Source organism: Rugamonas fusca, from assembly GCF_014042365.1.
GTDB lineage: Bacteria > Pseudomonadota > Gammaproteobacteria > Burkholderiales > Burkholderiaceae_D > Rugamonas > Rugamonas fusca.
The window spans coordinates 79792-102900 of record NZ_JACEZS010000022.1; the positions used below are offsets into that span (position 1 = coordinate 79792).

At 64.7% G+C, this 23109-nt stretch carries 23 protein-coding genes; 15 read left to right on the forward strand and 8 right to left on the reverse strand.

Features of this window, described 5'->3' with window-relative positions:
• Window positions 1-26: 26 nt before the first annotated feature.
• From trpA to H3H36_RS21260, 7 genes are all read left to right on the forward strand, one after another.
• Window positions 27-824 (forward strand): tryptophan synthase subunit alpha, encoded by a 798-nt coding sequence (gene trpA / locus H3H36_RS21230; protein WP_182220079.1) that lies wholly within the window; start codon window positions 27-29, stop codon window positions 822-824.
• Between the two features lie 227 nt (window positions 825-1051).
• Complete coding sequence (gene accD, locus H3H36_RS21235) at window positions 1052-1924, forward strand: acetyl-CoA carboxylase, carboxyltransferase subunit beta (protein WP_182166931.1); 873 nt, start codon at window positions 1052-1054, stop codon at window positions 1922-1924.
• A 76-nt stretch (window positions 1925-2000) separates the two neighbouring features.
• The gene (folC, locus tag H3H36_RS21240) at window positions 2001-3290 is read left to right on the forward strand and encodes a bifunctional tetrahydrofolate synthase/dihydrofolate synthase (RefSeq protein ID WP_182220080.1); all 1290 of its coding nucleotides are present in this window, start codon (window positions 2001-2003) and stop codon (window positions 3288-3290) included.
• 31 nt (window positions 3291-3321) lie between these two features.
• Window positions 3322-4338: an SPOR domain-containing protein gene (locus tag H3H36_RS21245; protein ID WP_182220081.1), complete on the forward strand. Its 1017-nt coding sequence runs from the start codon at window positions 3322-3324 to the stop codon at window positions 4336-4338.
• A gap of 19 nt (window positions 4339-4357) precedes the next feature.
• Window positions 4358-4846, forward strand: a complete 489-nt coding sequence (locus H3H36_RS21250) for a CvpA family protein (RefSeq protein WP_182220082.1) — start codon at window positions 4358-4360, stop codon at window positions 4844-4846.
• A gap of 37 nt (window positions 4847-4883) precedes the next feature.
• Window positions 4884-6407 carry an amidophosphoribosyltransferase gene (gene purF, locus H3H36_RS21255; protein ID WP_182220083.1) on the forward strand — a complete coding sequence of 508 codons (1524 nt, stop codon included), beginning with the start codon at window positions 4884-4886 and terminating at the stop codon, window positions 6405-6407.
• Window positions 6408-6465: 58 nt separating this feature from the next.
• Entirely contained in the window at window positions 6466-7710 is a 1245-nt protein-coding gene (locus H3H36_RS21260; protein WP_182220084.1) for a cystathionine gamma-synthase family protein, read from the forward strand.
• A gap of 81 nt (window positions 7711-7791) precedes the next feature.
• Here H3H36_RS21260 and lexA read toward each other — a convergent pair whose 3' ends face one another.
• Entirely contained in the window at window positions 7792-8430 is a 639-nt protein-coding gene (gene lexA / locus H3H36_RS21265) for a transcriptional repressor LexA (protein ID WP_182220085.1), read from the reverse strand.
• 255 nt (window positions 8431-8685) lie between these two features.
• On the opposite strand from lexA, the gene rpsF reads away from it, so the two are divergent.
• The 8 genes from rpsF (at window position 8686) to H3H36_RS21305 (ending at window position 14548) form a co-directional block, all read left to right on the forward strand.
• Entirely contained in the window at window positions 8686-9072 is a 387-nt protein-coding gene (gene rpsF, locus H3H36_RS21270) for a 30S ribosomal protein S6 (RefSeq protein WP_182152053.1), read from the forward strand.
• Between the two features lie 18 nt (window positions 9073-9090).
• Window positions 9091-9399: a primosomal replication protein N gene (gene priB / locus H3H36_RS21275; RefSeq protein WP_182220101.1), complete on the forward strand. Its 309-nt coding sequence runs from the start codon at window positions 9091-9093 to the stop codon at window positions 9397-9399.
• Window positions 9400-9414: 15 nt separating this feature from the next.
• Window positions 9415-9705: a 30S ribosomal protein S18 gene (gene rpsR, locus H3H36_RS21280; RefSeq protein ID WP_182152052.1), complete on the forward strand. Its 291-nt coding sequence runs from the start codon at window positions 9415-9417 to the stop codon at window positions 9703-9705.
• Between the two features lie 33 nt (window positions 9706-9738).
• Window positions 9739-10191, forward strand: coding sequence for a 50S ribosomal protein L9 (gene rplI / locus H3H36_RS21285; RefSeq protein ID WP_182166850.1), 453 nt, complete (start codon window positions 9739-9741; stop codon window positions 10189-10191).
• A 223-nt stretch (window positions 10192-10414) separates the two neighbouring features.
• A complete protein-coding gene (locus H3H36_RS21290; RefSeq protein WP_182166852.1) occupies window positions 10415-11800 on the forward strand; it encodes a replicative DNA helicase in 1386 nt (461 codons plus the stop codon).
• 60 nt (window positions 11801-11860) lie between these two features.
• The gene (locus H3H36_RS21295) at window positions 11861-12487 is read left to right on the forward strand and encodes a DUF47 domain-containing protein (RefSeq protein WP_182166854.1); all 627 of its coding nucleotides are present in this window, start codon (window positions 11861-11863) and stop codon (window positions 12485-12487) included.
• Window positions 12488-12544: 57 nt separating this feature from the next.
• Window positions 12545-13555, forward strand: coding sequence for an inorganic phosphate transporter (locus tag H3H36_RS21300; RefSeq protein WP_311196670.1), 1011 nt, complete (start codon window positions 12545-12547; stop codon window positions 13553-13555).
• A 393-nt stretch (window positions 13556-13948) separates the two neighbouring features.
• Window positions 13949-14548: a hypothetical protein gene (locus H3H36_RS21305; RefSeq protein WP_182220086.1), complete on the forward strand. Its 600-nt coding sequence runs from the start codon at window positions 13949-13951 to the stop codon at window positions 14546-14548.
• Window positions 14549-14561: 13 nt separating this feature from the next.
• Here the strand turns inward: H3H36_RS21305 and H3H36_RS21310 are convergent, their stop codons facing one another.
• The 7 genes from H3H36_RS21310 to H3H36_RS21340 form a co-directional block, all read right to left on the reverse strand.
• Entirely contained in the window at window positions 14562-15617 is a 1056-nt protein-coding gene (locus H3H36_RS21310; protein ID WP_182220087.1) for a 2-oxoacid:ferredoxin oxidoreductase subunit beta, read from the reverse strand.
• On the reverse strand, window positions 15614-17458 hold the full coding sequence (locus H3H36_RS21315) for a 2-oxoacid:acceptor oxidoreductase subunit alpha (RefSeq protein WP_182220088.1): 1845 nt from the start codon (window positions 17456-17458) through the stop codon (window positions 15614-15616). Before H3H36_RS21315 ends, H3H36_RS21310 begins: the two co-directional genes overlap by 4 nt.
• Window positions 17459-17476: 18 nt before the next feature.
• A complete protein-coding gene (locus H3H36_RS21320; RefSeq protein ID WP_182220089.1) occupies window positions 17477-19303 on the reverse strand; it encodes an FAD-dependent oxidoreductase in 1827 nt (608 codons plus the stop codon).
• A gap of 46 nt (window positions 19304-19349) precedes the next feature.
• Complete coding sequence (locus H3H36_RS21325; RefSeq protein ID WP_182220090.1) at window positions 19350-19793, reverse strand: CBS domain-containing protein; 444 nt, start codon at window positions 19791-19793, stop codon at window positions 19350-19352.
• Window positions 19794-19855: 62 nt separating this feature from the next.
• On the reverse strand, window positions 19856-20119 hold the full coding sequence (locus H3H36_RS21330; protein WP_182220091.1) for a heavy-metal-associated domain-containing protein: 264 nt from the start codon (window positions 20117-20119) through the stop codon (window positions 19856-19858).
• 267 nt (window positions 20120-20386) lie between these two features.
• Window positions 20387-22477 carry a hypothetical protein gene (locus tag H3H36_RS21335; RefSeq protein WP_182220092.1) on the reverse strand — a complete coding sequence of 697 codons (2091 nt, stop codon included), beginning with the start codon at window positions 22475-22477 and terminating at the stop codon, window positions 20387-20389.
• A gap of 40 nt (window positions 22478-22517) precedes the next feature.
• Window positions 22518-23109, reverse strand: a 592-nt coding sequence (locus H3H36_RS21340; RefSeq protein ID WP_182220093.1) for a LytR C-terminal domain-containing protein, incomplete at its 5' end; no start/stop codon positions are given.

Here is a 23109-nt window from a genome sequence, read left to right on the forward strand (position 1 = left end):
CTCATTGCCTATAGAAAGAATTCATCATGTCCCGTATCGCTCCAACTTTCGCGGCCCTGAAAGCCGATAAAAAAACCGCCCTCGTCACCTTCATCACGGCCGGTGACCCGGCGCCAGAACTGACCGTGCCCCTGATGCACGCGCTGGTGGCCGGCGGCGCCGACATCCTGGAACTCGGTGTACCGTTTTCCGATCCCATGGCCGAAGGCCCCGTCATCCAGCGCGCTTGCGAGCGGGCACTGGCGTTTGGCGTGGGCATCCACGACGTGTTCGGCTACGTGCGCGAGTTCCGCAAGACCAACCAGAGCACGCCCGTGGTGCTGATGGGCTACGCCAATCCGATCGAACGCATCGGCGCGGACGCCTTCATCGCCGCCTCCAGGGAGGCGGGTGCGGACGGCGCCATCGTCGTTGACTACCCGCCCGAGGAGTGCGAGGCATTCGCGGCCGCCATGCGCGCCAATGACCTCGACCTGATCTTCCTGCTGGCGCCGACCTCGACCGAAGAGCGCATCGCCCAGGTGGCCAAGGTCGGCGGCGGCTTTAGCTACTACGTCTCGCTCAAGGGCGTGACGGGCGCCGGCAATATCGACACGGCCGAAGTGGCCGAACGGCTGACGGCCATCCGCCAGCACGTCAAGCTGCCGATCGGCGTGGGCTTTGGCATCCGCGACGGCGCCACGGCGCGCGCCGTGGCCGAGGTGGCCGACGCGGTCGTGATCGGCAGCCGCATCATCCAGGAAATCGAAAACAACGCCCAGGACGCCGTGGTGCCGGCCGTGCAAGCGTTCGTCGCCGGCATCCGCACCGCCCTCGACGCCTGATCCCAACCTGGGGCCCCACCCGTTCACCTTGACATAGAGTTAAGCCTTCACTATGTTGAAGGGGGCGGTTGGGCGTAGTTCGCAGCGGAAGCCATCAAACCTGCCTTAAAGTCGGCGAATTGCGGTGATTTTTCTAAGTTCTCCGGCAATGTTGGCAATTCGGAATGTTCGACAGGGGGGCCAGAAACGGCTACACTTCCGCCACCTGTTAGCAGCAAGGAGAAATGATGAGTTGGTTGGAAAAACTTCTGCCCCCGCGTATCCAGCGTTCCGACGCCGCGGCGCGCAAGACCATGCCGGAAGGCCTGTGGGTCAAGTGCCCGTCCTGCGAGGCGGTGTTGTACCGCACCGACCTGGAATCGAACCTGCACGTGTGCCCCAAGTGCGACCACCACATGCGCATCCGCGCCCGCGAGCGCCTCGATGGCTTGCTCGACGCCGGCGGCCGCTACGAAATCGGCCAGGACACGCTGCCCGTCGACAGCCTGAAATTTAAAGATAGCAAGAAATACCCGGACCGCCTGAAACAGGCCATGGAAGCGACCGGCGAGACGGACGCACTGGTCGTCATGGGCGGCGCCATCATGAGCCTGCCCGTCGTGGTGGCTTGCTTCGAGTTCGAATTCATGGGCGGCTCCATGGGTTCCGTGGTCGGCGAGCGCTTCGTGCGCGGCGCCCAGATCGCACTGGAACAGAAAGTGCCGTTCGTCTGCATCACCGCCACCGGCGGCGCCCGCATGCAGGAAGGCTTGCTGTCGCTGATGCAGATGGCCAAGACCACGGCCATGCTGACCAAGCTGTCGGAAAAGAAACTGCCCTTCATCAGCGTGCTGACCGACCCCACCATGGGCGGCGTGTCGGCCTCGTTCGCCTTCATGGGCGACGTGGTGATCGCGGAACCGAAGGCGCTGATCGGCTTCGCCGGCCCGCGCGTGATCGAGAACACGGTGCGCGAGAAATTGCCGGAAGGCTTCCAGCGCGCCGAATTCCTGGTGCAAAAAGGTGCCGTGGACATGATCGTCGACCGCCGCAAGATGCGCGAAGAAATCGCCCGCCTGCTGGCCCTGTTGCAAAACCAGGCCGTCGAGGTTCTGGCCTAACACGCAGCCGTATCACCTGCCGGCGCGCAGCAGGACGACCGTCCGCTGCGCGCCGCTCTCATTCAGAAGTCCCCTCATGTCTACGCTTCCTGTCACTTTGCCCGCCTGGCTCGCGCTGCTGGAGTCGCGCCACGCCGAAACCGTCATCAACATGGGCCTGGAGCGCGTGCGCGCCGTCAAGGACCGCATGGCGCTGGCTTTCACTTGCCCCGTCATCATGGTGGCCGGCACCAACGGCAAGGGTTCCACCTGCGCCATGCTGGAATCGATGCTGCTGCGGGCCGGCTACAAGGTGGGGCTGTATATCAAGCCGCATTTCCTGGACTTTAATGAGCGGGCCCGCGTCAACGGCGAGCTGGCCAGCGATGCGCAACTGGTGGCGTCCTTCAACGCCGTCGAGGCGGCCCGTGGCGATACCCCGCTGACCTATTTCGAATTCACCACGCTGGCCATCTGCCAGTTGCTGGCCCATGCCGGCATGGATGTGGTGATCCTGGAAGTGGGTCTGGGCGGCCGGCTGGACGCCGTCAATGTGATCGATGCCGACGTGGCCATCGTCACCAGCGTCGATATCGACCACGCCGACTACCTGGGCGATACGCGCGAGGCGATCGGTTTCGAGAAGGCCGGCATTTTCCGCGCTGGCAAGACGGCGATCTGCAGCGATCCCGTGCCGCCGCAGTCGCTGATCAATCATGCCCACGCCATCGGCGCCGACCTGTGGCTGATGGGGCGCGATTTCAATTATTCGGGCGATAAACAGCAGTGGAACTACGGCGGCCGCGGGCAGCGCCGCAACGCGCTCGCTTACCCCAGCCTGCGTGGCGCCAACCAGTTGCTCAACGCGTCGGCCGCGCTGGCCGCGCTGGAAGCGTTGCGCCTGGAATTGCCCGTGGGCGCGCAGGAAGTGCGCACCGGCCTGGTGACGGTGGAATTGCCGGGCCGTTTCCAGGTATTGCCGGGCCGCCCCAGCGTGATCCTGGACGTGGCGCACAACCCGCACGCGGCCGCCGCGCTGAACCAGAACCTGGGCAACATGGGCTTTCACCCCTACACCTATGCCGTGTTCGGCTCCATGCACGACAAGGATATCGATGGCGTGATCGCCGCCATGTCCGAGCATGTGGACCACTGGTGCCTGACGGGCCTGCCATCGCCGCGCGCGGCCAGCGCGTCCGAACTGGCGGCAAAAGTGCAGATCGTGCAGCCAGAGCGCCCGGAACGGACGATAAATTGTTTCGACGATCCGGCACAGGCGTACGCAAATGCCATCAGCCGGGCCGGGGAGAATGATAGAATTGTGGTCTTTGGATCTTTCCTCACCGTCGCCGGCGTCATGGCGGCACGAAAATCCAGCTCTCATTGATCTCACTGAACGCAATCGACTGAAATAACGCATGGGCTTGTTCTCGAAACTCAGTAAAAACAAGCAAGAGTCTTCCGGCGAAGACAGCGGCCATTATTCCCGCGCGGAAGACCAGGCCGCCACCGAACGGGTCCGCTCCAAGCGCGCCTCGTCCGCCGGCGGCAAGGGCCGCTCGCGCGCCGACGCCGAGGCGGCCGATCCCGTCCTGCCGGAGAAGAAGCGCGCGCGCCGGCGCCTGGTGGGCGCCATCGCGCTGGCGTTGGCCGTGGCCGTGGGCTTGCCCATGGTGCTCGATTCCGAGCCCAAACCTTTGTCGTCCGATATCGACATCAAGATTCCATCCAAGGACAAGAGTGGCGAATTGCCGGCCGCAGCCGCCACGGTGGCCGCCAGCGCCGCTTTGGACAATACTGAAGAAATCGTGACCGATCCGGCCAAGGCCGCGCCGGCCCGGCAGGCGCCCGCCGTGGCGGAGGCCAAGCCAACCGCTGCGCCCAAGCCGGTGGCCGAAGCCAAGCCCGCCGCCGAGCCCAAGCCCGCGCCCGCCAAGGTCAAGGAGAGCCTGCCCGTGGCCGAACTGCCCAAGGCCGAACTGAAGCCGGCCAAGACGGAAACGAAGATCGAAGCGAAAGCCGAAGCCAAGCCCGAACACAAGCCTGAGACCAAGGTCGAACCCAAGCTGGAAGCGAAGGCGGAAGCGAAACCGGAACACAAGGCCGAACCCAAACCGGCCAGGGAAGAAGCCAAGTCCACCGACGATGCGGCGCGCGCCATGGCCATCCTGGAAGGCAAACCGGCCAAACCAGCGGAAGCGGCTGGCCAGAAATACGTGCTGCAAGTGGCCGCGCTTTCGGCCCAGGACAAGGTGGATGAATTGCAGGAAAAGCTGCGCGGCGCCGGCATCAAGTCGTTCACGCAGAAAGTGCCGACCCAGTCGGGCGAGCGCACCCGCGTGCGCGTGGGGCCATTCTCCAGCAAGGAGGAGGCCGAAAAAGTGCGCGCCAAGCTGGCCAAGATGGGCTTGAACGGCAGTCTGGTTCCGGTGTGACGCGACGGATAGTGCGGACGTGACCTTATTCGATTACCTGGTGATCTTTGTGCTGATCACTTCCATCGTCATCAGCACCATGCGCGGCCTGGTCAGGGAAATGTTTTCGCTGGCCAGCTGGATCATTGCCTTCATCGCGGCCAACGCCTACAGCGCCACGCTGGCCCGCTGGCTGCCAGAGGTGGTGCCGGGCCAGGTGGTGCGGCTGATGCTGGCGTTTATCGCGTTGTTCATCGGCGTGCGGATTTTGATGGGCCTGCTCACCATGGCGCTCGACGCGCTGGTGCAGGCCGGCGGCCTGAGCCTGGTCGACCGTGGCCTGGGCGGCCTGTTCGGCCTGGGACGGGGCCTGGTGATCGTGTTGACGGTGGTGATCCTGTGCGGCATGACCTCGATCCCGCGCCAGCCGTTCTGGCGCGATGCGCTGCTCAGTCCGCTCGCCGAGACCGGCGCGCGCACCGTCAAGCCTTTCCTGCCTGCTGCGCTGGCGCAGCATGTGAATTTTTGAATTCTTTAAATCAGTAATACCAGTCTAGGAGCACACCATGTGTGGCATCGTCGGCGTCGTTTCCCATCAACCTGTCAATCAACTGCTGTATGACGCACTGCTGCTGTTGCAGCACCGCGGCCAGGACGCGGCAGGTATCGCAACCAACCACAGCAGCATGTTCGCCATGCACAAGGCGAACGGCCTGGTGCGCGACGTGTTCCGCACCCGGAACATGCGTACGCTGCAAGGCAATTCCGGTATCGGCCACTGCCGCTATCCGACGGCCGGTTCGTCGAGCGAGGAAGAGGCACAGCCGTTCTACGTGAACGCCCCGTACGGCATCACGCTGGCCCACAACGGCAACCTGACCAACTGGGAACAGCTCAAGCAGGAGATGTTCAAGAACGACCGCCGCCACATCAACACCGATTCCGATTCGGAAGTGTTGCTGAACGTGCTCGCGCACGAGATCCAGACCGCCACCACCGGCCTGGTGCTGGACCCGGACGCCATCTTCAAGGCCGTGGCCGTGCTGCACCGCCGGGTGCGCGGCGGCTACGCGGCCGTGGCCCAGATCGCCGACATCGGCCTGCTGGCGTTCCGCGACCCGTTTGGCATCCGTCCCCTGTGCCTGGGCATCAATGAGACGGAGCTGGGCGTGGAATACATGGTCGCCTCCGAATCCGTGGCGCTGGAAGGCATGGGCTTCCGCTTCGTGCGCGACATCGCGCCGGGCGAGGCCGTGTTCATCGACGCCGACAAGCAGCTGCACGCGCGCCAGTGCGCCGACAATCCTTCGCTCAACCCATGCGTGTTCGAGTTCGTCTACCTGGCCCGCCCCGATTCCGTGATCGACGGCGCTTCCGTGTACGCCACCCGCCTCAAGATGGGCGAATACCTGGCCGAGAAGATCCGTCGTGAATTCAAGGAAGGCGAGATCGACGTCGTGATGCCGATTCCCGATTCCTCGCGTCCGGCCGCGATCCAGCTGGCGCTGGCGCTGAACATCGAATACCGCGAAGGCTTCATCAAGAACCGCTACATCGGCCGCACCTTCATCATGCCGGGCCAGGCGGCGCGCAAGAAGTCGGTACGCCAGAAACTGAACGCCATCGCCTCCGAGTTCAAGGACAAGGTGGTGCTGCTGGTGGACGACTCCATCGTGCGCGGTACCACCAGCCGCGAGATCGTGCAGATGGCCCGTGAAGCGGGCGCCACCAAGGTGATCTTCGCCTCGGCCGCGCCACCGGTGATCTTCCCCAACGTGTACGGCATCGACATGCCCACGCGCGACGAGCTGATCGCCTACGGCCGCACGAACGAGGAAGTGTGCCGCGAGATCACGGCCGACGCGCTGGTGTACCAGGATATCGACGCGCTCAAGCGCGCCATTTCCGACGTCAATCCGGCGCTGAAGAATTTCGAGGCGTCGTGCTTCGACGGCGTGTACGTGACGGGCGACATTTCCAAGGATTACCTGGACAAGCTGGAATACGCGCGTCACCACCCCAAGGCCGCGCCGGCCGAGGATGCGGCCCGCTCCCAGTTGAACCTGAACCTGGCCGCCACGGAAGGCTAAGTTTTAACCCGGCGCCGGCCATAGCCCGCGCCGGGTTTTCTGTATTCGGACACTCCCCATGAGCGACAAGAAAAACTACGGCTTCACCACCACCATCCTGCACAACGACCGCCAGAAGGGCATCGAGCACGGTTCGCTGCACAAGCCCATCCACACCTCGGTGGCGTTCGGCTATGGCGACGCGCGCCAGCTGGCCTCCGTGTTCCAGGGCAAGGAACCGGGCTTCCGTTATGGCCGCCAGGGCAACCCCACCATCTCCGCGCTGGAAGACAAGGTCACCAAGATGGAGCAGGGCGTGGGCACGATCTGCTTCGCCACCGGCATGGGTGCCATCGGCGCCGTGTTCCAGGCGCTGCTGCGCGCGGGCGACCACATGGTGTCGTCGTCCTTCTTGTTCGGCAATACCAACAGCCTGTGGCAGACGGCGGCCGGGCAGGGCGTGGACGTGGCCTTCGTGGATGCCACCGACGTGGCCAACGTGGAAGCGGCGCTGACGCCGGCCACCCGCCTCGTGTTCGTGGAAACCATCGCCAACCCGCGCACCCAGGTGGCGGACTTGAAGCGTATCGGCGCGCTGTGCAAGGCGCGCGGCATCCTGTACGTGGTGGACAACACCATGACCACGCCTTATCTGTTCCGACCCAAGGACGTGGGCGCGGGCCTGGTGGTGAACGCGCTGACCAAGTCGATCGGCGGCCATGGCAACGCGCTGGGCGGCAGCCTGACCGATACCGGCGTCTACGACTGGAACCAGTATCCGCATATCTACGAAAACTACAAGAAGGCTGCGCCCGCGCAGTGGGGCCTGGCGCAGATCCGCGCCAAGGGCTTGCGCGACTTCGGCGCCTCGCTGGCGCCGGAGGCGGCGCACCATATCGCCGTCGGCGCGGAAACGCTGGCGCTGCGCATGGAGCGCACCAGTTCGAACGCGCTGGCCTTGGCGCGCATGCTGGAGGCCGATGAGCGGGTGGCGGCGGTCTACTATCCTGGCCTGGCGTCGCATCCGCAGCACGGTATTTCGGGTGAGCTGTTCCGCTCGTACGGCTCGCTGCTCAGTTTCGAGCTGAAGGATGGGATCGACTGCTTCGATTTCCTGAACCGCTTGAAGCTGGCCATCCCGGCCAGCAACCTGGGGGACACGCGCACGCTGATCATCCCGGTGGCGCACACCATCTTCTACGAGATGGGGCCGGTGCGCCGCGCCTCGATGGGCATCGCCGAATCGCTGATCCGGGTGTCGGTCGGTATCGAGGACGAGGCTGACTTGCTGGACGACTTCCGCACCGCGCTGGCTGGCTGCTGAGCCAACAAAAGATGCCGGCGTGAAAAACAGGGGACGGACCCCGCGGGGGCCGTCCCCTGTTTTTCACGCCGGCATCTTTATTCAGTGCCAGGTGCGCATCAAGCCTACGGCCAGGCCTTCGAGCGCGAACTCGTCCGCTTCGGGATCGACCTTGATGATCTTGAAGTCGGGGTTTTCCGGCAGCAGTTCTATGGTCGAGCCGGTCTTGCGGTAGCGCTTGACGGTGACGTCGTTGCCGATGCGGGCCACGACGATCTGGCCATTCTTGGCGCTGTCCACCTTTTTCACGGCCAGCAGGTCGCCATCCATGATGCCGGCGTCGCGCATCGATTCGCCCCTTACCTTGAGCAGGAAGTCGGGCTTGGCCGAGAACAGGGCCGGGTCCACGCTGTAGCTGGTTTCCAGGTTTTCCTGCGCCAGGATGGGCGAGCCGGCCGCCACCCGGCCGATCAGCGGCAGCGACATCATCACGGTGGCGGCCACCTTGTGCGCCACCGATTCCGCGTGTTCGCCGAGCAGGCGGATGCCGCGCGAGGTGCCGGCCGCGATTTCGATGGCGCCCTTGCGCGCCAGCGCCTGCAGGTGTTCCTCGGCCGCGTTGGCCGATTTGAAGCCCAGCTCGCTCGCGATTTCCGCGCGGGTGGGAGGGAAGCCGGTGTTTTCGATGGCATCCTTGATCAGGTTGAGAATTTGTTCTTGCCGTGCGGTGAGCTTAATCATGAGGGCGCCAGGGGCTGTGGATATAGACAGTCTGTATTTTTGTACAGTGCGCCATTGATTGCAAGAGCAATTCCTTGCTTTGGGCGAAATAATGTGAAAAAAACTCGCGCACGGCCCCATCCTGAAGGCGTCCAGGGTAAAAACGACGCCTGAGTTGAGTTTTGGCGGAAAAGCTGCTATAGTCGCCGGCTTACCTCTTCCCACACCTGTCTTGACGCCAGGGTGGGCTATTTCACAGTCCTTAAGGGAGTTTGCATGCGTCACTATGAAATTGTCTTTATCGTCCACCCGGACCAGAGCGAGCAAGTGCCCGCCATGATCGAACGCTACAAAGCCAGCGTAACCACCCGCGGCGGTTCGGTCCACCGTGTTGAAGATTGGGGCCGCCGTCAAATGGCTTACTCGATCCAGAAACTGGCCAAAGCACACTACATCTGCATGAACATCGAATGCGACAACGAGACCCTGGTCGAGCTGGAAACCGCGTTCAAATTCAATGATGCCGTGCTGCGTCACCTGACCGTCAAGATGAAGAAAGCGGAAACCGCGCCTTCGCCAATGATGAAGTCGGTACAACGTGAAGATGCAGCGAAATCCCATCGCGCTGAAGCGCCAGCGGCTGCCGCCGCTCCTGCAGCCTAAATTGCGCAGGAATCCGAGCTGAACGAACTCCGGTTCACTGCCCTCATCGCCGAGCGCGACGCCATCCGGTACACACCGGCCGGCATGCCGATCGTCAACGCTGTGTTACAGCATCGGTCGCAGCAGATGGAGGCGGGCATAGCCCGGTTGAGCGAGTTTGAAGTGTCCGCGGTCGCCGCGGGCGAGATTTCGACCCGTTTCAGCCAGGCGCCGCTGGGAGGCGTGTATCAGTTCACGGGATTTCTGAACAAGAAAAGCCGCAATAGCAAAAGCCTGGTATTTCACATCATTGATTTTCGTGCTGTCGCAGACAGCGCACCTATTTAGATACAGGAGCCAAAAATGGCATTCGGTAAAAAGTTCGACAAAAACAAGCTCAAGCTGAAAGAAAAGCGCAAGCAACAAAACCCACTGTTCAAGCGTAAGAAGTTCTGCCGCTTCACGGCCGCGCACGTGGAACAAGTGGACTACAAAGACGTAGACACGCTCAAGGACTTCGTCCAGGAAAACGGCAAGATCATGCCAGCACGTCTGACCGGTACCAAGGCGCACTACCAGCGTCAAGTTGACACCGCCATCAAGCGCGCTCGCTACCTCGCGCTGCTGCCTTACACCGATCTGCACAACGCTTAATCGCGTCGTCTAGATAAGATCCTGGAGAGAACTATGCAAATCATTCTGTTGGAAAAAGTCGTCAACCTGGGCAACCTGGGTGAAGTGGTGAAGGTCAAAGACGGTTACGCACGTAACTTCCTGATCCCGCAAAAAATGGCCCGTCGCGCTACCGCGTCGGCCGTGGCGGAATTCGAAGTCAAGCGCGCTGAACTGGAAAAAGCTGCTGCCGCCAAGCTGGCCGCTGCCCAGGCCCAAGGCGAGAAGCTGAACGGCATGACCGTGACCGTGTCGCAGAAAGCTGGCGTGGACGGCCGTCTGTTCGGTTCCGTGACCAACTTCGACATCGCTGAAGCCCTGACCAAAGCTGGCTTCGCTGTTGAAAAAGCTGCCGTGCGCATGCCTACCGGTCCGCTGAAGGCCGTTGGCGAGCACCCAGTGACCGTTGCTCTGCACACCGACGTGGTGGTGGAAGTGACCGTTGCTGTCGTGGGCGAAGCTGCCTAAGTAACCACTGCAAGCGGGTGGCAACGCCCGCCGCAGCACCAGAAAAAGCCGGGTTCGCCCGGCTTTTTCTATGGGCGTCGCACTGGCTTATTTGGCAAGATGTTGCTCTGCAGCATTTCCTTGCGCTACGGTCAGTGACATGGCCCGATTTTTGTAGCAAACCTACGAAATTTTTTCTCGTCAATAATTTTTGGCGGGTGACTATGCAGGTATAATTCGCGCCATGAACGCCCCCCCAGATCCACAAGTCGATTCACTCCGCATTCCACCCCACTCCATCGAAGCAGAACAGTCTGTGATCGGTGGCTTGTTGCGTGACAATGCGGCGTTTGACCGCATCGCCGACTTCATGCATGCGGAAGACTTTTACCGTTATGACCACCGTTTGATCTTCGAACAGATCGTGCGGCTGATTAACGCATCCAAGCCGGCCGACGTGATCACCGTGTTTGAAGCGCTCAGCCAGCTGGGCAAGGCGGACGACGTCGGGGGCTTAAGCTACTTGAACGCGATGGCGCAAAACACGCCATCGGCAGCCAACATCCGCCGTTATGCCGAGATCGTGCGCGATCGTGGCATCCTGCGCCAGCTCATCACGGTGGCCGACGAGATCTCGGGACAAGCCTTCAGCCCCCAGGGCAAGGAAGTCAAGCAGATGCTCGACGAGGCCGAATCGAAGATCTTCGCCATCGCCGAGCAGGGTGCCCGCGGCGCGGCCGGCTGGACCGCCGTGCAGCCGCTGCTGACCCAGGTGGTCGAGCGTATCGATGAACTGTACAGCCGCGACAACCAGAGCGAAATCACGGGCGTGCCGACCGGCTTCATCGACCTGGACCGCATGACCTCCGGCCTGCAGCCGGGCGACCTGGTGATCGTGGCGGGCCGTCCTTCGATGGGCAAGACGGCGTTCTCGGTCAACATCGGCGAGAACGTGGCCATTGAAGCGGGCCTGCCCGTGGCCGTGTTCTCGATGGAGATGGGCGGCGCCCAGCTGGCCATGCGTATGCTGGGCTCCGTGGGCCAGCTCGACCAGCACCGCCTGCGTACGGGCCGCCTGAACGACGAGGACTGGCCGCGCCTGACGCACGCCATCCAGAAGATGAACGACGCCCAGTTGTTCATCGATGAAACCCCGGCCCTGAACCCGATCGAGATGCGCGCGCGCGCCCGGCGCCTGTCGCGCCAGTGCGGCAAGCTGGGCCTGATCATCGTCGACTACCTGCAGCTGATGCAGGGTTCCACGCCGGGCGACAACCGCGCCTCCGAGATTTCGGAAATTTCGCGGAGCTTGAAGGGCCTGGCCAAGGAATTGCAGTGCCCCGTGATCGCCCTGTCGCAGCTGAACCGCTCGCTGGAACAACGCCCCAACAAACGGCCCGTCATGTCCGACTTGCGCGAATCGGGCGCTATCGAGCAGGACGCGGACGTCATCATCTTCCTGTATCGCGACGAGGTCTACAACCCGGACTCGCCCGATAAAGGCACGGCCGAAATCATCATCGGCAAGCAGCGTAACGGCCCGATTGGCGCCGTGCGTCTGACCTGGATAGGCCAATACACCAAGTTTGGCAATTATGTCGGTAACCTGGCGCTTTACCAAGGCGACTAACCCCTCGCCGCCCGCTAGCCCGGGCGGCCAAGCAACTCGAAATACTCAACGGAGAATGACATGTTTGGACGTTTGATGCCCACCGAGGGCAAATTTTTTGACCTGTTCAACCAGCACGCGGAACTGTGCGTCAAGGGCGCGCGCGAGATGGTGGCCCTGATGAGCAATTTCGACGACCTGGAAAACCGTGTGCACGCCATTGAGGGCGTCGAGAAGCAAGCCGACAAGATCACCTACGCCACCGTCGATCTGCTGCACAAGACCTTCATCACCCCGCTCGACCGCGACGACATCCACAAGCTGATCACCCGCATGGACGACATCCTGGACCTGCTGGAAGACGCGGCCCAGACCGTGTCGCTGTACGACCTGCACGCCGTCACGCCGGAAGCCAAGCGCCTGGCCGAGCTGGTGCTCGCTTGCGCGGAGAAGGTCAAGGAAGCCGTCGGCATGCTGCACAACATGGACAACTCGCGCCAGATCGTGGCCGTGTGCGAAGAGATCGACCGCCTGGAATCGGACGCCGACCATGTGATGCGCGCCGCCATGTCCAAGCTGTTCCGCGATGAACCGGACGTGCGCCACCTGATCAAGATGAAGGCCATCTACGAGATCCTGGAGACGGTGACGGACCGCTGCGAAGACGTGGCCAACATCATCGAAGGCATCATCGTTGAAAACGCCTGAGCGCCGCTATCCGCGGTGCTGGCGTCCTGAATCAGACAAAATCGAAAAGAACAATTCATGCATACCCTTCAAATGAGCATCTACGTGCTGGGCGTCTTGATCGCCCTGGCGCTGGTGTTTGACTTCATGAACGGCTTCCACGACGCCGCCAACGCGATCGCGACGGTGGTGTCGACCGGCGTGCTCAAGCCGCAGACGGCGGTGGCCATGGCCGCGCTGTTCAACTTCACCGCCATCTTCGTGGTGGGGCTGGGCGTGGCGGCCACGGTGGGCAAGGGCACCATCGATCCCGGCGTGGTGGACCAGTACGTGATCTTCGGCGCGCTGGTGGGCGCCATCGCCTGGAACCTGTTTACGTGGTACTACGGCATTCCATCGTCGTCCTCGCACGCGCTGATCGGCGGCCTGGTGGGGGCGGCCGTCGCCAAGTCGGGCACGGGCGCACTGGCCGGCAACGGCCTGGTGAAGACCATCGAGTGGATCATCCTGTCGCCGCTGCTGGGCTTCATCCTCGGCTCGCTGATCATGCTGATCGTGTCGTGGGTGTTCGTGCGCTCCACGCCGCGCAAGGTGGACCGCTGGTTCCGCCGCCTGCAACTGCTGTCGGCCGCCAGCTACAGCCTGGGCCACGGCGGCAACGACGCGCAAAAGACCATCGGTATCATCTGGATGCTGCTGATCGCGGCCGGCCAGGTGGCCGCCAGCGACAAGACGCCGCCGATGTGGGTGATCCTGGCCTGCTACACGGCCATCTCGCTCGGCACGCTGTTCGGCGGCTGGCGCATCGTCAAGACCATGGGCCAGAAGATCACCAAGCTCAAACCCGTGGGCGGCTTCTGCGCCGAAAGCGGCGGCGCGCTCACGCTGCTGATCGCCAGCCACTTCGGCGTGCCCGTGTCGACCACCCACACCATCACCGGCGCCATCGTCGGCGTGGGCTCGGCCCAGAAGATGTCGGCCGTGCGCTGGGGCGTGGCGGGCAATATCGTGTGGGCGTGGATCTTCACCATTCCCGCATCGGCTTTTGTTGCCGCCTGCGCGTGGTGGCTGGGCCACCACATCATGTAAGACGGCGGCCTGCGGGCAGTCAATCAAAAAAGGGAGCCTGCGCGGCTCCCTTTTTTTTCGGGACGTACCTCGATGTTCGCAGTGCTTAGCATGGCAGGAAGCCGAGGCGCTCGTCGGCCTTGGATGGCGTGATTTCCATGAATGCCGTCTTCACCACGCCGGCCGCGACGAAGGGATCTTCCGCGACGCGCGCGCGCAGCCATATGCGTGCATATTCGCGCGGAAATTGCCGGAATGGACAGGGTGGTATAAGGTGGCGGCTCCTTCTGGCAACGTGTCTCGTTTGCTTGTCTCGTTTTGTCTCCTTTTGTCTGGTTTGAACTCTGCCCGAATTTCCTTATCTAAATAGACAGAACGAGACAAAACCAGACAACTCTAGCAGGAGGAACGAGCATGGATGCCAGAAGGAGTGAAACCGCCGTACCACCCGCCGCCTACCGAGAGCTAAGCGACTATCTGCGCCAGTCCGGCAGCACGCTGACCACGACCGAAGCGATCGTGCGCGCATTGCAGCATTGGATGGCCGCGCAGCGTGAAACAAGGGTGCCGCTACAGGGATATCAATGGAAATGCCTGTTCCTGCCGGAGGGCAGTCAGGTGCGCATGCGCTTCGGCGACACGTGGCATTACGCCGAGGTGATGGGTGACGAAATCATGTACCGGAGCCGCGTTGTTTCGCCGCGCCAGTTGACGATGGCCATTGCCGGCGATGGTCGCAATGCCTGGCGTGATTTATGGATACGCCGTCCCGGCGAAAGGGATTGGACAGCGGCGTACCTGCTGCGGCGGCGCATGGAGCAGCAGGCGATCATACCGCCCGCTTCACCCATGGAAGCGATGCGGGCGGCCGCCGGCAGCATGAGCGACGCACTTAAGACGGCCTTGACGTTGGTGAATCACGTGAGCTTGCACGCCGAGAATCAGGTCGAACGGCGTCTACCCAAGCACCGGCGGGTAGAAGATTTTATGATTGATGACTGCAAACGCGACTAACGCTGGTAGCTTTTTAGCGCAGCGCCGCGTTGATGCGGGCCAGCGCGTCGGCGCCGGGGCACAGCACGGATTCATCCAGCGTATTGAGGGGCCGCAGCGACGTATTCAAGTGGCTGTGCATATCCTCTGGCGTCGGGTCGATGTGCAGCAGCCCCGTCACCACTTCGCCCTCGGCCTGGCGCTGGTACAGGTAGTTGATGGCGGCGATGCGGTCGTGCACGTCGAATTCCGCTTGCAGCGTGCGCAGGCGCAGCACGCTGCCGTCGTGCTGCAGCACTTCCTGCACCGTGCCCGGCGTGAACTGGCCCGTCAGTTCCTCCATGTGGGGCACGAAGTCCACCCGGTTGACGGCCTCGTTATGCTCGCGCACGTAGTCGTAGCTCTTGGTCGAACCGGGGTGGTTGTTGAAGGCCACGCAGGGCGAGATCACGTCAATGAAGGCCGCCCCCTGGTGCATGAACGCGCCCTCGATCATGGGCACCAGCTGCTCCTTGTTGCCCGAGAAGCCGCGCGCCACGTAGCTCACGCCCAGCTGCAAGGCCAGCGCCGCCAGATCGACCGGCGCGTCGCTGTTGATCACGCCGCGCTTGGAACGCGAGCCCTGGTCGGCCGTGGCCGAGAACTGGCCCTTGGTCAGCCCGTACACGCCGTTGTTCATGACGATGTAGACCATGTTGACGGCGCGCCGCATGCTGTGCACGAACTGGCCCAGGCCGATGGAGGCCGAGTCACCGTCGCCGGACACGCCCAGGTAGATCAAATCGTGGTTGGCCAGGTTGGCGCCGGTGAGCACGGACGGCATGCGCCCGTGCACGGTGTTAAAGCCGTGCGAGCCGCCCAGGAAGTAGGTGGGCGATTTGGACGAGCAACCGATGCCCGACAGCTTGGCGACGCGGTGCGGTTCGATCGCCAGGTTGTAGCAAGCCTGGACGATGGCGGCTGAAATCGAATCGTGCCCGCAGCCGGCGCATAGCGTGGACATGGCGCCTTCGTAATCGCGCCGCGTGTAGCCGAGCCGGTTGGTCTTCAGTTCCGGATGGTGCAGCTTGGGTTTGGCCAGATAGCTCATTGCGCCACCTTCTTGATGGGAGTGACCTTGTGGGAGTCGAGCCGGGCGCCGATGGCGTCGGCGATGAAGCGCGCCGTGATCGGTGTGCCGTCGTAGTGCAGCACGGGCAGCAGCTTGGCCGCGTTCAGATTGCCTTCGAGGATAAGCATGCCGCGCAGTTGCGCGTCCGCGTTCTGCTCGACGACGAACACCTGCTCATGGGTGGCGATGAAGTCCATCACGGCCGCGCTGAACGGGTAGGCGCGGATGCGCAGCGCGTCCACGTGCTGGTCCTCGCGCGCCAGCAGGTCCAGTGCCTCGCTCATGGCGGGACTGGTCGAGCCGAAGTACAGCACGCCGTAGCGCGTGGCGTGCGCCGCGCGCCGTTCGATGGGCGCCGGCACCAGCGTCTTGGCCGTGTCGAATTTCTTGTGCAGGCGCTCCATGTTGGCCACGTAGATGGCGCCTTCCTCGCTGTAGCGCGCGTAGCTGTCCTTGGTGGTGCCGCGCGTGAAATAGGCGCCCCGCTTGGGATGGGTGCCGGGCAGGGTGCGGTAGGGGATGCCGTCGTCGTCCACGTCCAGGTAGCGGCCGAAATCGCGGCCGGCCTCCAGGTCGTCGTAGTGCATCACCTTGCCCCGGTCCATGCGGCGCGTGTCGTCCCACGCCAGCGGCGCGCACAGGCGGGTGTTCATGCCGATGTCGAGGTCAGACATGACGAAGATCGGCGTTTGCAGCCGGTCCGCCAGATCGAGCGCGGTGGCGGTGAAGTCGAAGCATTCCTTGGGGTCTTCCGGGAACAGCAGCACGTGTTTGGTGTCGCCGTTGGAGGCGTAGGCGCAGGACAGGATGTCGGCCTGCTGGGTGCGCGTGGGCATGCCGGTCGATGGCCCGCCGCGCTGCACGTTGATGATGGTGGCGGGGATCTCGGCGAAGTAGGCCAGCCCGATGAACTCCGTCATCAGCGAGATGCCGGGGCCGGACGTGGCCGTGAACGCGCGCGCGCCGTTCCAGCCGGCGCCGATCACCATGCCGATCGAGGCCAGTTCGTCCTCGGCCTGGATGATGGCGTAGTTGTGGCGGCCCGTGTCGGCGTCCTCGCGGAACTTGTGGCAGTACTTCTGGAACGCTTCGGCCAGCGACGACGAGGGCGTGATCGGATACCACGCGCACACGGTGGCGCCGCCGTACACGCAGCCCAGCGCGGCGGCGCTGTTGCCGTCCATGAAAATGCGCTCGCCCACATTGTCGGCGCGCCGTACCTTCAGGCCCACAGCGGCGCAATCGATGTGGGCCAGCGCGTAGTCGCGCCCCAGGTGCAGCGCCTTCACGTTGGAGTCGTACAGTTTTTCCTTGCCCTTGTACTGCTCGGAGAACAGCTGTTCCAGCACGGCCGGTTCGATGCCCAGCATGGCCGACAGCGCGCCCACGTAGACGATGTTCTTGAACAGCTGGCGCAGCCGCACGTCGGTGTAGGCGTCGTTGCAGATCATGGTCAGCGGCATGCCGATCGCGTGCACGTCGGCGCGGAACTGGCCGGGCGGGATGGGGCGCGTGTCGTCGTAGAACAGGTAGCCGCCGGGCGTGATTTCCTTGAGGTCGGCGGCCCAGGTTTGCGGGTTCATGGCCACCATCAAGTCGCAGCCGCCACGCCGGCCCAGGTAGCCGGCCTCGCTCACGCGCACTTCGTACCAGGTGGGCATGCCCTGTATGTTGGACGGGAAGATGTTGCGGGGGCTGACAGGCACCCCCATGCGCAGGATGGCACGCGCGAACAGTTCATTGGCCGAGGCGGAGCCGGAGCCGTTGACGTTGGCGAATTTGACGACGAAATCGTTCACAGCTTGCAGGGTAGGCGGCATCGCGATCTCCTGGTGGTGCTATCCGACCTGGCGCAGCGGCGCGCTCGGTTGCGGGCGGCAGGCCGGGCCGGCGCGGCCCGGCGAGAAGAAGAACTTCTGCATGTCCCACGCGCCCGTGGGACAGCGCTCGGCGCACAGGCTGCAGTGCAGGCACACATCCTCGTCCTTGACCATGATGCGGCCCGTTTTCAAATTACCCGACACGAACAGCGACTGCGCCAGGTTCAGCGCGGGCGCCTTGAGCCGCTCGCGCAATTCGCCTTCCTCGCCGTTCTCGACGAAGCTGATGCAATCCATGGGGCAGATGTCGACGCAGGCGTCGCACTCGATGCACAGGCTGTCCGAGAACACGGTCTGCACGTCGCAGTTCAGGCAGCGCCGCGCTTCCTTCAGGGCCAGCTGCTGGTCGTAGCCCAGTTCCACCTCGACCCGGATATTTTTCAGCGCCGCGCTCACGTCGCGCAGCGGCACCTTGAAGCGGTGGTCGGGCGTGACGGCGTTATCGTAGCTCCACTCGTGGATGCCCATCTTCTGGCTCAGCAGGTGGACCGTGGGCGGCGGGCGCTGGCGCAAGTCCTCGCCGTTGCAGAACTTGTCGATCGAGACGGCCGCCGCGTGGCCGTGGGCCACGGCCGTGATGATGTTCTTGGGCCCGAACGCGGCGTCGCCGCCGAAGAACACGCGCGCCGCGCTGGACTGGAAGGTGAGGGGATCGACCACCGGCATGCCCCGTTCATCGAAGGTCAGGCCGATGTCGCGTTCTATCCACGGGAAGGCGTTCTCCTGGCCGACAGCGATCAGGACGTCGTCGCACGGCACGAAGCGCTCCGCTTCGCCCGTGGGCGCCAGCGTGCGCCGGCCCGCCGCGTCGGTCGATGCCGCCATCGCTTCGAAGGTCATGCCGCACAATTTGCCGTTATCGAGCACGAACGCTTTCGGCGCCAGGTAGTTGAGGATGGTGACGCCTTCATGCTGGGCGTCCTCCTTCTCCCACGGGCTGGCCTTCATTTCGTCGAAGCCCGAACGCACGATCACCGTCACCTGTTCGCCACCCAGGCGCTTGGCCGAGCGGCAGCAATCCATGGCCGTGTTGCCGCCGCCGAGCACGATCACGCGCTGGCCGATCGCCTGCACGTGGCCGAACGAGACGGACGACAGCCAGTCGATGCCGATGTGGATGTTGGGCGCCGCCTCGGCGCGGCCCGGCAGCGGCAGGTCGCGCCCGCGCGGCGCGCCGCAGCCGATGAACACGGCCTCGTAGCCCTGGGTCAGCAGCGCTTGCAGGCTGTCGATGCGCTGGCCGGCGCGCAGCTCCACGCCCAGGTCGAGGATGTAGCCGCTCTCCTCGTCGATCACTTCCTCGGGCAGGCGGAACTTGGGGATCTGGCTGCGGATGAAGCCACCGGCCTTCGCTTCGCTGTCGTACACGGTGACCAGGTAGCCTTGCACGGCCAGGTCGCGCGCCACCGTCAGCGAGGCCGGACCGGCGCCCACGCAGGCGATGCGGCGGCCGTTGCGCAGCGCCGGCGGCTGCGGCAGGCGGGGGCGGATGTCGTCCTTGTAGTCGGCCGCCACCCGCTTCAGGCGGCAGATGGCCACCGGCTGCTTGCCTGCTTCATCTTCCACCCGGCTGCGGCGGCAGGCCGGCTCGCAGGGCCGGTCGCAGGTGCGCCCCAGTATGCCGGGGAATACATTCGATTCCCAGTTGACGAGGTAGGCGTCCGAGTAGCGGCCGGCGGCGATCAGGCGGATGTATTCGGGAACGGGCGTGTGGGCCGGGCAGGCCCATTGGCAATCGACCACCTTGTGGAAGTAGTCGGGACTGACGATATCGGTAGGTCGCAAAGTGCTCCTCCTGGCGGCCGCGGGGCCGCATCCAAGTCTGGCCGGATTAACTCAATACGTTGGTGAATTCCTCGTCGATCTGGTCGGCCATGGTTTCCGCTTCGGCCAGTTCGCGCGGCATGGCGTCGCGGATCGAGAACACCCCCAGCAATTGCGAGGTGGACGAGACGACGGGCAGGTGGCGGAAGTTATGGCGCTTCATGATCAACACCGCGTCCGACACGGTGGTCTGCGGGGCGATGAAGTGCGGGTTGTGGGTCATGATGGCCGACACGGGCGTCGCTTCCGGGTCGCGGCGCTGGGCCACGATCTTGGTCATCAGGTCGCGCTCGGTGAGGATGCCCAGCATGGCGCCGCCGTCGTCGACGATCAGGATGCTGCCGCAATGGGCCTTGGTCATGGCGCAGGCGGCGTGGTAGCTGCTGGCGTCAGGCTTGACGGTCAGCAGGTGGCGCTGGCCGATCGATTGCAACACGGTGCGTTCAGTCATCACATCCCCCCTCGGTTGCGCTGGAGCGGCGCGCCGCCATCAGGCGGCGTCCCGCCCCCGCTTCATGCGGCGCGGGCCGGTTCGGCCACCGGGCGCTGGCCAGCCGTGGCGCTGTCGGCCACGTGGGCGCCGTAGCCGGCCTCCGTCACCACGGCCGTCAGCGCCGCGGCGCTGGTCTGGGCCGGGTCGAACGTGATCTCGGCGCGCCCGCCGTCCAGCGTCACGGCGGCCGTCTGCACGCCCGCCACGCCGTACAACATTTTTTCGATACTGGCGGCGCAACCGCCGCAAGTCATGCCTTTGATGTCCAGGGCCACGGTTTCCATGCTCTGCTCCAGTTGGTTGAGATCACTGCAGGACGCCGTGCATGAGGTTGCCGTGTGGTAAGCAAAAAACGCCCGCCGGACTGGCCACCTTGGCCCACGGTGCACTGTAAGCCCATGCACATTCCTTAATCTTTGATGAAGCTCAAGGTACTCCAAAACGCGGCGCGGAGCAATCCTTGGGACGGAGAAAAAAGGCGGGGCCGGCCCGCGCCGTCACGCGCGCCGCGTGACGGCATGGACCGGCCCCGCCGGTGGATGCCGTGGCGCCTAGTTGATCTTCACGGTGCCGGTGGTGGTCACGCCGTTGGGCGTGGTCACCGTCACATTCATCGCGCCTGGCGCCGTCGCCGACGGGCAGCCGACCGTGATGACGAAGGTGGGCGGGATCACCGGCTGGCCCACGCCGATCACCACGTTGGGCACCTTGATGCTGGCCGGCAGCACCGGCGCCGTGGTCAGGCCGAACACGGCGCCAAAGGTCATCTGGGTGTTGGCCGGCATGATGTTGCCGACCGCATCCTTCACGGTGACCCCGATCTGCGCCGTCAGGTTGGCGTCGCAGGTGGCGGCGGCCGGCGTGAACGTGATCGAGGCGTTACTGCCCGAGAAGATCTGCACCAGCTGGGCCGATACCCGCAGCGTCTGCGCACTCGGCGTTTGCGGCGAGCGCAGCACGCCGTTGTAGACGCCGTCGCCGGGCGTGCTGCAACTGCCGTTGGTGTTGGGGCCGATGCACGGTTCGCCGGCCGTCCAGCTGCCATTCTCGTCGTCGTCACGGAAGATGTCCGGGCTCTTGTCGATGAAGGTGTCGCCGCTGTCGTACACATTGTTGCCATTGCTGTCGTTCAGGGTTTCCTCGCCCAGCGCGTAGGCCAGCACGGTCACCCGGCCGTCTGCCTTGCGCGGCGCGCTCGAGCGCAGGATCACGCTGCAGGTGCCCGAGCCGGGGCCGATCTTGGCGGTGGTGGTCTGCGCGCCGGCCGTGCTGTCGCCGGGCGTGGCGCCGCCCGCGGGCAGCGCGCCGGTGACGCAGGAGGCGTCGATGATGCCCGATTCAGTCGAGAAATTGACGGCCGTGCCGTCGGGCACGGGATTGCCGAAGTGGTCGCCCAGGGTGGCTGTCACGACCGAGCATTGCTGGTCGAAGTCGCGGCCCTCGCAATTGCCGATCGAGGTCGACAGCGAGAAGTGGGCCTGGTCCGGCACCCCGGTCGAGATGACCAGGATGTTCGACAGCGTGGTGATCGCAGGCGCGGCGCCATGCACCGAGGCCACCACCCGCACCGAGGTCGGGATGGTGCCGGCCGACACCAGCGTGGTCACCGTGCCGTCGGCGGCCGAGGTGGCCGAGGCCGGGTTCAGCGACAGCCCGCCCGTGGTGCTGGTGCTCATCGAGTCGGCGAACACGAAGTCGATCTGCTTGCCCGACACGGGCGCGCCGGTGGTGTCGAACACCTGGAACGTCAGGGTCGAGAACTCCGGCCGGCCAAAGCCGCCCGTGCCCTTGAGCGCGATGTTGGTGGTCTGGGCGCTGACGAACTTGATCGAGCCGGCCGAGGCCGGCAGCACGTTCAGCGTGCCCGTCTTGGTGGCCGTGGTGCTGCCCAGCGTGACGCTGGCCGTCACCGTGTCGGCCACGCCGCAACCCTTGTCCGTGTAGCTGGCCACAGCCAGCCCGGCCTGGGTCAGCACGGGGCTGCCGATGCTGGCCTTGCCGGCCGTCACGCAGGGCGAACTGAAGGTGACGGGCAGCGGCGGGGTGTACGGCGCGCCGTCGCTGAGCACGGTCACGCTGACGCTGGCGTTGCCGCCGGCCGACAGCGTGGTGGGCGAGAACGTCAGGGCGCTCAGGCTGAGCGTCTTGAAGGCGACGGCGTAGCTGACCGAGCCCGTCACGACGCTGCCCACGGTGGCGTTGGCGCTGGCCGTGTAGGCGCCGGCCACGCTGCCGGCCGCCAGGCCCACGCTGGCCACGCCGTTGGCGTCCGTCAGCGCCGTGCCGGAGGCGGGCGAGAACACGGCCGTCTTGTCGGTGCTGACGAAGGTGACGGCCACGTTCGCTTGCGCCACGCCCTTGCTGTCCCTGACCTTGGCCTGCAGCGTGCCGCCGCGCTCGGGCGTGATGCTGTTGGTGGCCGCGCCGCTGGCGTCCGTCAGCGTCAGCGCCAGCGTGGCGGCGGCCGTCGTGGTGCCGCCGCCGCTGCTGCTGCCGCACGCGGGCAGGTTGGGGTCACGCGTGGGGTCCAGGTTGGTGCAGCCGCCGCCGGGGCCGCCGTTCGAGCCGCCGCAACCGGCCAGCAGCAGGGCCAGCAAGCCGGCCACCAGCCCGGAGGAACTACGTTTCAGTGTGATGAGCATGAGCCACCTCGTTTGTTTTGAAAAATGTGTGCCAGCGCGCTCAGCGCGTGGTATCGGCAGCCGCGACGATGGCCGCGAAGCGGGCGCCATGGTGCAGTTGTTCAGCCTGCGCCAGTTGCGCCGGCGCATCCTTGCCCAGCAACAGGCGCACGTCGGACCGGGTCAGCGCGGCCGACTGTTGCAGGGCCGTGCGGCCGGGCAGGGCCCGCTGCAAACTGGCGGCCTGGGCGGCGAAGCCGGGCCGGTATTCGATCACGCTCTCTTGCTGGCGGAACGGGCGTGCGTTGCTCAGCCGCGAGGCCAGGATGCCGATCTTGCCCAGCACCGAACGGTAGCGGGCGGCCAGGCCCGTCACGCCGTTGCCGTTGCTGATTTCGAGCCGGGGCGGGACCGTGGCCGGGACGGCGGCCGGCGCCGCCGTGGCGGCCTTGGCCACCACGGCTGGCGTGGACGGCAGCGGCGCGGGCGCCGCCTTGGCCGGGGCCGGCGCCGTGCCGGCCGCCACCGCCAATGGCCGGGCCGCTGCGGCCGCTTCGGCGGCGTCCGCCACGACGGCTGGCTTGGGGGCCGGCACCGGCGCGGCGCCCATCATAGGCGCGGTGGCCGCCACCGGCGCGGCGGCGGCCAGCACC